The 9,068-nt window shown below is 73.2% G+C and carries 11 protein-coding genes; 9 read left to right on the top strand and 2 right to left on the bottom strand.

The window, feature by feature from the left end:
* The first annotated feature begins 2 nt into the window (after positions 1 to 2).
* The 5 genes from V7Z97_RS17835 (at position 3) to V7Z97_RS17855 (ending at position 4,880) form a co-directional block, all read left to right on the top strand.
* Positions 3 to 746 (top strand): RNA methyltransferase, encoded by a 744-nt coding sequence (locus V7Z97_RS17835; RefSeq protein ID WP_334164785.1) that lies wholly within the window; start codon positions 3 to 5, stop codon positions 744 to 746.
* A complete protein-coding gene (locus V7Z97_RS17840; RefSeq protein ID WP_334164786.1) occupies positions 743 to 1,813 on the top strand; it encodes an NAD(P)H-dependent flavin oxidoreductase in 1,071 nt (356 codons plus the stop codon). The genes V7Z97_RS17835 and V7Z97_RS17840 overlap by 4 nt, the downstream gene beginning before the upstream one ends.
* Before the next feature lie 62 nt (positions 1,814 to 1,875).
* Complete coding sequence (locus V7Z97_RS17845; RefSeq protein WP_334164787.1) at positions 1,876 to 2,349, top strand: nuclear transport factor 2 family protein; 474 nt, start codon at positions 1,876 to 1,878, stop codon at positions 2,347 to 2,349.
* A gap of 36 nt (positions 2,350 to 2,385) precedes the next feature.
* Positions 2,386 to 3,216: a TIGR00266 family protein gene (locus V7Z97_RS17850; RefSeq protein WP_334164788.1), complete on the top strand. Its 831-nt coding sequence runs from the start codon at positions 2,386 to 2,388 to the stop codon at positions 3,214 to 3,216.
* Between the two features lie 77 nt (positions 3,217 to 3,293).
* The gene (locus V7Z97_RS17855; protein WP_334164789.1) at positions 3,294 to 4,880 is read left to right on the top strand and encodes an amidohydrolase; all 1,587 of its coding nucleotides are present in this window, start codon (positions 3,294 to 3,296) and stop codon (positions 4,878 to 4,880) included.
* Here the strand turns inward: V7Z97_RS17855 and V7Z97_RS17860 are convergent.
* Positions 4,877 to 5,356, bottom strand: a complete 480-nt coding sequence (locus tag V7Z97_RS17860; RefSeq protein ID WP_334164790.1) for an Lrp/AsnC family transcriptional regulator — start codon at positions 5,354 to 5,356, stop codon at positions 4,877 to 4,879. The genes V7Z97_RS17855 and V7Z97_RS17860 overlap by 4 nt on opposite strands.
* A gap of 116 nt (positions 5,357 to 5,472) precedes the next feature.
* Here V7Z97_RS17860 and megL point away from each other — a divergent pair, with 116 nt between their 5' ends.
* The 4 genes from megL (at position 5,473) to V7Z97_RS17880 (ending at position 8,601) form a co-directional block, all read left to right on the top strand.
* Positions 5,473 to 6,663: a methionine gamma-lyase gene (megL, locus tag V7Z97_RS17865; protein ID WP_334164791.1), complete on the top strand. Its 1,191-nt coding sequence runs from the start codon at positions 5,473 to 5,475 to the stop codon at positions 6,661 to 6,663.
* Positions 6,664 to 6,731: 68 nt separating this feature from the next.
* Positions 6,732 to 7,001, top strand: coding sequence for a hypothetical protein (locus V7Z97_RS17870; protein WP_334164792.1), 270 nt, complete (start codon positions 6,732 to 6,734; stop codon positions 6,999 to 7,001).
* Positions 7,002 to 7,159: 158 nt separating this feature from the next.
* Positions 7,160 to 8,023, top strand: coding sequence for an oxygenase MpaB family protein (locus V7Z97_RS17875; protein ID WP_334164793.1), 864 nt, complete (start codon positions 7,160 to 7,162; stop codon positions 8,021 to 8,023).
* Between the two features lie 53 nt (positions 8,024 to 8,076).
* Entirely contained in the window at positions 8,077 to 8,601 is a 525-nt protein-coding gene (locus tag V7Z97_RS17880) for a glycine cleavage system protein R (protein WP_334164794.1), read from the top strand.
* Between the two features lie 264 nt (positions 8,602 to 8,865).
* Here V7Z97_RS17880 and V7Z97_RS17885 read toward each other — a convergent pair.
* Positions 8,866 to 9,068, bottom strand: a 203-nt coding sequence (locus V7Z97_RS17885) for a hypothetical protein (RefSeq protein WP_334164795.1), incomplete at its 5' end; no start/stop codon positions are given.

Genomic DNA, 9,068 nt, shown 5'->3' on the forward strand with positions numbered 1-9,068 from the left:
TCCTGAACGCGCCGCAGCTGGCGGAGAATATCGGCGCGGTGGCCCGTGTCATGGCGAACTTCGGTCTCGCCGACCTGCGGCTGGTGAATCCGCGCGACGGCTGGCCCCAGGAGCGCGCCTGGGCCTCGGCCTCGGGCGCGGACTGGCCGCTGAACGCCGCCCGCGTCTACCCGGACGTCGCCTCGGCCATCGCCGACCTGCAGCTGGTCTACGCGACCACCGCCCGGCCCAGGGAGCTGCAGCTCCCGGTGATCACGCCGCGCGTCGCCGCGGCCCAGCTCGCCGAGGCCGTCGCCGAGGGGCAGCGGGTGGGCATGCTGTTCGGCGGCGAGCGGGCGGGCCTGGAGACCCAGGACATCGCGCTCTGCCAGGCGGTGGTGACCATACCCATCGATCCGCGGTTCCACTCGCTCAACCTCGCCCAGGCGGTGGCCATCAACGCCTATGAGTGGCGCACGACCGAGGCCGACGCCCCGCCGCCGAAGTTTCGCGAGGGGGCGCCGCCCGCCGACGGCGCAGCCCTGATGGGGCTCTACGAGCACCTGGAGCGCGAACTGGAGACCGCCGGCTTCTTCCATCCGCCGGAGAAGACGCCCTCGATGGTGCAGAACCTGCGGTCCGCCCTGGGCCGCGCGCGCTTCACCGACCAGGAGGTCCGCACCCTGCGCGGCGTCGTCACGGCCCTGTCCCGCGGCCGCGGCAAGGTGCTGGAGAAGCTCGCCCGCAAGAAGGAGGCCGGCGAATGAGCCTGAAGACCCTGCTGGCCGGCCTGGAGATCCCCATCGTCCAGGCGCCCATGGCCGGCGCCACCCTGGAGGCCCTCCCGCTGGCCGTGAACCGCGCCGGCGCCCTGGGCTCGCTGGCCGCCGCCGCGCTTGGGCCGGGCGAGATCGTCGCGGCCGTCGACGCCATGCGGACGGTCACCGACCGCCCGTTTGCCGTGAACCTGCTGATGGCGCCGAGCGCCCGGCCGGACGCCGCCGAGCTGGGCGCCGCCCTGGCCCGGCTCGCGCCCTGGTACGAAGCCGCCGGCGTCCCGCTGCCCGAGGCGCCCAACCGCTTCAGCCACGACTTCGAGGCCCAGCTCGACGCGGTGGTCCAGGCCGCGCCGGCCATCGCCTCCTTCGCCTTCGGCGTGCTGGAGCGCACCCAGGTCGACGCCCTGCACCGCGCCGGCAGCTATGTGGTCGGCACCGCCAACACCGTCGCGGAGGCCCGCGCCTGGGCCGAGGCCGGGGCGGACGGTATCTGCGCGCAAGGGGCCGAAGCGGGCGGACACCGGGGCAACTTTCTTGCGGAGACCGAGGCCAGCCTCGTCGGCACGCTGCCGCTCGTCGCCACGGTCCGCGCGGCGGTGGACCTGCCGGTGATCGCCGCTGGCGGCATCATGGACGGCCGCGGCGTCGCCGCCGTCCTGGCGCTCGGCGCCGACGCCGCCCAGATGGGCACCGCCTTCCTGCTGTCGGACGAGGCGCTGACCAGCGGCCCCTGGCGCCAGGCGATCCAGGCGGCGCCCGACGATCCCACCCGTCTCACCCGCGCCTTTTCCGGCCGCCACGCCCGGGGCCTGGAGAACCGCTTCACCCGCGAGATGCGGCCCATGGAGCACGAGGTTCCGGCCTATCCGGTGCAGAACCGGCTGACCCAGCCGCTCCGCCAGGCCGCCGAGAAGGCCGGCGATACCGAGATGATGTCGCTGTGGGCTGGCCAGGCGGTGAAGCTCGCCAGGCCCGGTGCCGCCGAGGCCATGGTCCGCGGCTGGTGGGCCGAGGCCCGGGAGGCCGCCCGCGCCCTTTCGATCCGGACCGGCTAGGCTTGCCCGCCGGGCGTTAAGGGGGGAAGTATCGCCCCCCGCCAAGGACAGGAGTTTTGGTCATGGCCGCCGTCACCCGCCTGCTCGCCGCCGGCGCGGCCCTGCTGCTGGTGCTGGGCTACGGCCCCCGCGCCGCCGCCCCGCCGAGGAGCGGCGCCGAGCGCGGCGTGCGCCAGGCGCTGGTGCGCCTCAACGCCCTCCTGGCCAAACGCGACCTCGCCGTGCTCGACGAGTTCATGCCCGACGAGGACACCCTGCTGGTGGGCTCCGAGGTTGGCGAGGTGGCCCGGGGTCGGGCGGCGCTCGCCGAGCATTTCCGCAAGCTCTTCGCCATGCCGCAGACCCTGAGCTTCGACTGGCGCGAGGTGGAGGTCTCGGTCCATGGGCCGATCGCCTGGCTGCACGCGGAAGGCCACGCCGTCTTGCACGGCGACGCCGCCGACGAACGCCGGGCCTATCGCCTGACCGGTGTCTTCGAACTCAGCCACGGCGTCTGGAAGTGGCGCCTGTTCCACGGCTCCGAGCCGCACGGCTAGAGCCCTCCCGTTCCTCCCCAACTGCTGGAGCCTCCCATGACCCAGGGCCCCTGGAGCCATCACCGCAGCGCCGGACTGGCCGATGACATCGACTTCGAGATCAAGGGCCAGGAACTGCAGTTCGTCGAGATCGAGCTCGATCCGGGCGAGAGCGCCATCGCCGAGGCCGGCGCTCTGGTCTGGAAGGACGCCGCGGTCGGCATGACCACCGTCTTCGGCGATGGTTCGGGCGGCGAGGGGGCCGGCTTCATGGGCAAGCTGCTCGGCGCCGGCAAGCGGCTGATCACCGGCGAGAGCCTGTTCACTACCGTCTTCACGCACGGGGGCGCGGGCAAGGCCAGGGTCGCCTTCGCCTCGCCGACGCCCGGCGCGATCCTGCCGCTGCACCTGTCCGAGCTCGGAGGAACCCTGATCTGCCAGAAGGACGCCTTCCTCGCCGCCGCCCGCGGGGTCTCGATCGGCGTGCAGTTCCAGCGCCGGGTGATGACGGGCCTGTTCGGCGGCGAGGGCTTCATCATGCAGCGCCTCGACGGCGACGGCTGGGTGTTCGTTCAGATGGGCGGCGCGGTGGTGGAGCGCACCCTGGCGCCCGGCGAGCAGATCCACGTCGATACCGGCTGCCTGGCCGCCTACACGCCGACGGTCGACTTCGACCTGGTCATGGCGGGCGGCGTGAAGAGCGTGTTCTTCGGCGGCGAGGGGCTGTTCTTCGCCCGCCTGACGGGTCCCGGACGCGTCTGGATCCAGTCCCTGCCGTTCTCGAGGCTGGCGGGCCGCATGCTGGCCGCCGCGGGGGGCGCAGGCCAGAACCGCGGCGAAGGCTCCGTCCTCGGCGGCATCGGCGACCTCATCGGCGGCAACCGCTAACGGACCCAGGTGCAAACGCTGGACAAGGCCCCCACCCCTCGTCCAGCGTCCCTCCCTCAGGTTCCGGGGGAGTCGTCATGTCCAGGTCCATCCCGCTCGCGCTCGCCGCGGCGCTCATCGCCACCGCCGCCCAGGCCGCGCCGCTTCCCGCGCTGAAGAAGCAGGCGATCGCCGGGGTCGAGACCCGGGCCAAGCTGGCCCAGGAGATGAACGACTCGATCTTCTCCTTCGGCGAGCTTGGCTTCCAGGAGGTGGAGACCTCCCGCTACGTGACCGGGATCCTCGAGAAGAACGGCTTCACCGTCACCCGCGGGGTCTCGGGCCTTCCCACCGGCTGGGTGGCCACCTGGACCAACGGCAAGGGCGGGCCGGTCATCGCGCTAGGCTCCGACATCGACGGGATCCCCAAGGCCTCGCAGACGCCGGGCATCCCCTGGCGCCAGCCGCAGGTGGAGGGCGCGCCGGGCCACGGCGAGGGCCACAACTCCGGCCAGGCGCTGAACGTCGTCGCCGCGCTCGCGGTGAAGGAGATCATGCAGAAGGAGGGCATCGCCGGCACCCTGATGCTCTGGCCCGGCGTCGCCGAGGAGCTGGTGGCCGGCAAGGCCTACATGGTGCGCGACGGCGTCTTCAAGGACGTGGACGCCGTGATCTTCACCCACGTCGGCGACAACCTCGGGACCAGCTGGGGCAAGCCCTCCGGCACGGGCCTCGTCTCGGTGGAGTACACCTTCAGGGGCGGCACCGCGCACTCGGCCGGCAAGCCCTGGATGGGGCGCTCGGCGTTGGACGCCGTCAGCCTGATGAACACCGGTTGGGAGTTCCGCCGCGAGCACATCCGGCCCGAGCAGCGCTCGCACTACGTGATCCGCGACGGCGGCGACCAGCCCAACGTCGTCCCGGAGCGGGCCAGCGTCTGGTACTATTTCCGCGAGCAGGACTTCAAAGGCATCAGCGACCTCTACGCGGTCGGCAACCGCATCGCCGACGGCGCGGCCATGATGACCGACACGACGGTGGAGCGCCGGGTGCTCGGCACGGCCGCGCCGCGCCATTTCAACAAGCCGATGGCCGAGGCCGCCTACGCCAACATCAAGATGATCGGCCTGCCGAAGTGGACGGCCGACGAGCAGGCCTTCGCCAAGGCCGTGCAGACGGAGGTGAAGGCCGAGAAGATCGAGGGCCTGGCCACCGAGCTGGACAAGCTGGAGCCGCCGAAGGAGAAGCCGGAGAGCGGCGGCTCGGACGACATCGGCGACGTCTCCTGGGTCGTCCCGACCATCACCGTCCGCTACCCGTCCAACATCCCGGGCCTGCCGGGCCACAACTGGGCCAACGCCATCGCCATGGCCACGCCCATCGCCCACAAGGGCGTGGTGGCCGGCTCCAAGGTGGTGGCCATGACCACGCTGGACCTGCTGACCCAGCCGAGGCTGCGGGCGGCGGCCAAGGCCTATTTCACCGACGTGCAGACCAAGACCGAGACCTACGTCCCGGTGATCGGCCCGAACGACAAGCCCGCCGCCGACATGAACGCCGAGGTCATGGCCCAATTCCGCCCGGCCATGCGGCCGCTCTACTACGACCCGGCGAAGCACCCGACCTACCTCGACCAGCTCGGCGTGAAGTGGCCGACGCTGGCGCGGCCGAAGGCGGCGGACTAGGGCAGGGCGCCGGCGGCCAGGCCGAAGGGCGCCTTGACGCTGCGCACGGCGATCATCGAGCGGATGTCGGCGATCGCCGGGTTGCGCAGCAGCTGGCCGGTCAGGAACGACTCGTAGGCGGCGAGGTCCTGCACGGCCACGTGCAGCAGGTAGTCGAACTCGCCGGAGATCAGGAAGCAGGCGGCCACCTCCGGCCGGCCGCGGGTCCAGTCCTCGAACGGCAGCACCTCCTCGCTGGCGTGCCGGCGGACCTTCACGCCGACGAAGACGGTCAGCCCGCGGCCGTTCAGCCTGGGCTCCAGGTGGGCGTGGTAGCCGGTGATGTAGCCGGCCTGCTCCAGCCGCCGCACGCGGCGCAGGCAGGGTGATTCCGACAGGCCCACGCGCTGGGCCAGCTCGCTGTTGGGCAGGCGGCCGTCCTTCTCCAGCTCGGCGAGGATCCGGCGATCGAGGGCGTCCAGGTCAGAGTCTGCCAACGTAGGGCTCTCCAGTAGCAGAAGGCGCCCCGAACCTCTCCCGAAGCGCCTGAATACGCAAGGACCTGCGCCGCGCCCGGGCCTATCCTGAACCTCGGTTCGTGTGGAGTAGGCATATGGCTTCGGGTCAGGACTGGGCGTTCGAGACGCGGGCGATCCACGAGGGCTACGACCCGGCCGACCACCACGGCGCGCTCGCCCCGCCGGTCTACATGACCTCCACCTTCTGCTTCGAGAGCGCCGAGTCCGGCGCCCGGCGGTTCGCCGGCGAGGAGGAGGGGTACATCTACACACGGCTCGGCAACCCGACGATCGACCTGCTCGAGCGCCGGCTGGCGTCGCTGGAGGGCGGGGAGGCCGCGGCGGCCACGGCCTCGGGCATGGGGGCGATCGCCGCCACCCTGTGGACCCTGCTGCGGCCCGGCGACCGGCTGGTCACCGACATGACCCTGTACGGCTGCACCTTCGCCTTCTTCCGCCACCAGCTGGCGGACTTCGGCATCGTGGTCGAGCACGTCGACATGACCGACCAGGCCGCGGTCGAGGCGGCGCTGTCGCGGCCGGCCAAGGCGGTGTTCTTCGAGACCCCGGCCAACCCCAACATGCGGCTGGTGGACATCGCCGCGGTGTCCGCCGCGGCCCGCAGGGCCGGCGCCGTGGTGATCGTGGACAACACCTACGCCACCCCCCTGCTGCAGCGGCCGCTGGCGCTGGGGGCCCACCTCGTCGTCCACTCGGCGACCAAGTACCTGGGCGGGCACGGCGATCTGGTGGCCGGCGCGGTGGTCGGCGACGGCGAGCTGATCTCCCGGATCCGCGGGACCGGCATCAAGGACGCCACCGGCGCGGTGATCTCGCCGATGGACGCCATGCTGGTGCTGCGGGGCCTGAAGACCCTGCAGCTCCGCGTCGAGCGCCACAGCGCCAGCGCCCTGGAGATCGCCGGCCGGCTCAAGGCCCATCCGGCGGTGAGCCAGGTGCTGTACCCGGGCCTGCCCGGCCATCCGCAGCACGACCTGGCCCGGCGGCAGTTCACCGGCGGCTTCGGCGGCATGATCGCCCTGGAGCTGACCGGCGGCCGCGAGGCCGCGGTGCGGTTCCTGAACGGCCTGAGCCTCGCCCGCTGCGCGGTCAGCCTCGGCGACGCCGAGACCCTGGTGCAGCACCCGGCGTCCATGACCCACTCGACGTACACGCCGGAGGAGCGGGCCGCCCACGGGATCAGCGACGGCCTGGTGCGGATCTCCGTGGGCCTGGAGGCGGTGGCCGACCTGTGGCGCGACTTCGAGGCGGCGCTGGCCGCCTGAGCCGGCCAGGGGTTGGCAGGACGGCTCCGATGGTGAAGGTTGCGGGTCTTCATCAGGGAGGACTTCACATGCGTTCCATCATGATCGTCGCCGCGGCCGCCGCGGCCCTGGCGCTCGCCGCCTGCTCGCAGAAGACCGAGGAAGCCGCGGAAGCCACCGGCGACAACGCCGCGGCCACGGCCAGCTCGGCCGCCGACGACGCCGCCGCCAACACGGCCGCGGCCGCCGACGCCACGGGTGACGCCGCCGCCGGCGCCGCCAACGCCACGGGCGAGGCCGCCACCGACGCCGGCGCCGCCGCCGACGCCGCGGTCACCACCCCGGCCGAGAAGCAGTAGCGACCTCGGACGGCCGCGGGTCCCGCGCCCGCGGCCGTCCATCTCGCGCCGGCGCTGCAGCCGGCCGCCGGGGACCCTATCTTGTCGGTCCGATGTCCCAGGCCCCGCACCCTTCCGTCCCGCCGCCCTCGCCCAGGCCGCATCCGCTCCGGCAGGCGATGATCCTGCAGGTCCGCCGGCTGGTCGGCGGCACCGGCGACGACACCGTCGAGCGCAACCGCCGCGACACCGGCCTGTTCGGCCCCGACAGCGCCTGCTGGAAGGTGCACGGCGACCTGGCCAGCATGATGGTCGGCGGCATCGCGGCCCTCCTCCTCCAGATGCTGCATCCCGGCGCCCTGGCCGGCGTCTGGGACCACTCCAACTTCCGCCGCGACATGACCGGGCGGCTGAAACGCACCGCCCACTTCATCGCCGGCACCACCTATGGCGACCGGGCCGAGGCCCAGGGGTTCATCGACCGCGTCCGCGCCATCCACGCCCGGGTCGAGGGGACCCTGCCGGACGGGACGCCCTACGCCGCCGACGACCCGGACCTGCTGACCTGGGTCCACGTGGCCGAGGTGAGCGCCTTCCTGGCGGCCTACCTGCGCTACGTCGACCCGGCCTTCCCGCCGGAGGAGCAGGACCGCTACTTGCGTGAGACCGCCGAGATCGCCCGGCGGCTGGGCGCGACCGAGGTGCCGCAGAGCCGGGCGGAGGTCGCCGCCTATTTCGACCGGGTCCGGCCGCAGCTCCGCTACGACCACCGCACCCGGGAGGTGGCCCAGGCGCTGTTCTCCCAGCGCGCGCCGAGCGCCGCCGCGGCGCCGGCCATGGCGCTGGCCTTCGACGCGGCCAAGGACCTCTTGCCGGACTGGGCGGCCCGGATGCACGGCCTGCGGCTGTCGCCGCCGCGCCGGGCCGCCGCCAGGGTCGGGCTGCACGGCCTCGGCCGGGCGCTGCGCTGGGCCCTGACCAACAGCGCCGAGGCCCGCGCCCGGCGCCGCGCCCGGGAGCTCGCGGCCGCGCCGGCGGATTGACGCGTCCCGTCCGGCGTGGCTCGTTCGCGGCCCCTGGTTCCGCGGAGTGCGTCATGGCGTCGGTTATCCTGAGCGTGGTGGGCAGCGACCGGCCGGGCCTCACCGGCATCCTCGCCGAGGCGGTGCTGCAGGCCGGCGGCAACTGGCTGGAGAGCCACCTCTCCCGGCTGGGCGGCCTGTACGTCGGCTCGGCGCTGGTGGAGATCGCCGACGACCGGATCGAGGCCCTGCGCGCGGGCGTGGCGGCGATCGACGCGCGCGGGCTGGAGGTCCGGGTCATCCCGGCGGTGGAGGCGACGCAGGCGGCGGGCGAGACGCTTGAGCTGAGCCTGGTGGGGCAGGACCGGCCGGGCATCGTGCGGCAGGTGACCTCGGTGGTGAGCGGCCTGGACGTCAACATCGAGGCGCTGGCGACCCACGTGGCGCCCGAGCCGCACTCCGGCGCGCCGATCTTCCATCTCGACGCGCGCCTGCGCCTGCCGCCGGGCCTGCCGGCGGAGCGGGTGCAGGCGGCGCTGGAGCAGATCTCGGCGGAGGTGATGGTGGACATCTCCGTGGCGCCGGGGGCGGCGGCCTAGGCGGGATCTGAAGGAACCACGGACCACACGGAATACACGGAAGGGCGCGGCGCCGTTCCTGTTGAACCCCGGATCACACGGACTGCACGGATGGGGCCGGCGCCGAGAGCGCGGGATCCGGCGAGGACGTGGGGACGGGAATCGCGCGCCGAAGGCGCGCAGGATCTTTCAGGCGCCCAGCCCGAAGAGGGCCCGCCTTCCGTGCAGTCCGTGTTTTCCGTGGTTTCGCGCGAAGCGCGTTCGCGAGCTCGCAGGCGGGCGGCGCTAGCCCGTGTCGGCGGGCTCGGGCTCGCGGTCCGGTTCGGGCGCAGGCGCCCGGGCGGGGGGGTAGATGAAGGCGGGGTCGGCGCCGATGGCCTCGCAGGCCTCGAGGACGAGGTCGTCCACCTCGCAGATCAGGAAGTCCGGGCGGCGGACGGCGCGGTCCAGCCAGGCGTGGAGGTCGCGGGCCAGCCGCGCGGTGTCGC

The organism is Phenylobacterium sp. (genome assembly GCF_036821595.1).
Classification (GTDB): domain Bacteria; phylum Pseudomonadota; class Alphaproteobacteria; order Caulobacterales; family Caulobacteraceae; genus Phenylobacterium.

Excerpts from the sequence above, each read along its gene's own strand:
- V7Z97_RS17845 (WP_334164787.1), top strand. The coding sequence starts at position 1,876 with ATGGCCGCCGTCACCCGCCTGCTCGCCGCCGGCGCGGCCCTGCTGCTG.
- V7Z97_RS17880 (WP_334164794.1), top strand. The coding sequence starts at position 8,077 with ATGGCGTCGGTTATCCTGAGCGTGGTGGGCAGCGACCGGCCGGGCCTC.
- V7Z97_RS17875 (WP_334164793.1), top strand. The coding sequence starts at position 7,160 with ATGATCCTGCAGGTCCGCCGGCTGGTCGGCGGCACCGGCGACGACACC.
- megL (WP_334164791.1), top strand. The coding sequence starts at position 5,473 with ATGGCTTCGGGTCAGGACTGGGCGTTCGAGACGCGGGCGATCCACGAG.
- V7Z97_RS17850 (WP_334164788.1), top strand. The coding sequence starts at position 2,386 with ATGACCCAGGGCCCCTGGAGCCATCACCGCAGCGCCGGACTGGCCGAT.
- V7Z97_RS17870 (WP_334164792.1), top strand. The coding sequence starts at position 6,732 with ATGCGTTCCATCATGATCGTCGCCGCGGCCGCCGCGGCCCTGGCGCTC.
- V7Z97_RS17840 (WP_334164786.1), top strand. The coding sequence starts at position 743 with ATGAGCCTGAAGACCCTGCTGGCCGGCCTGGAGATCCCCATCGTCCAG.
- V7Z97_RS17855 (WP_334164789.1), top strand. The coding sequence starts at position 3,294 with ATGTCCAGGTCCATCCCGCTCGCGCTCGCCGCGGCGCTCATCGCCACC.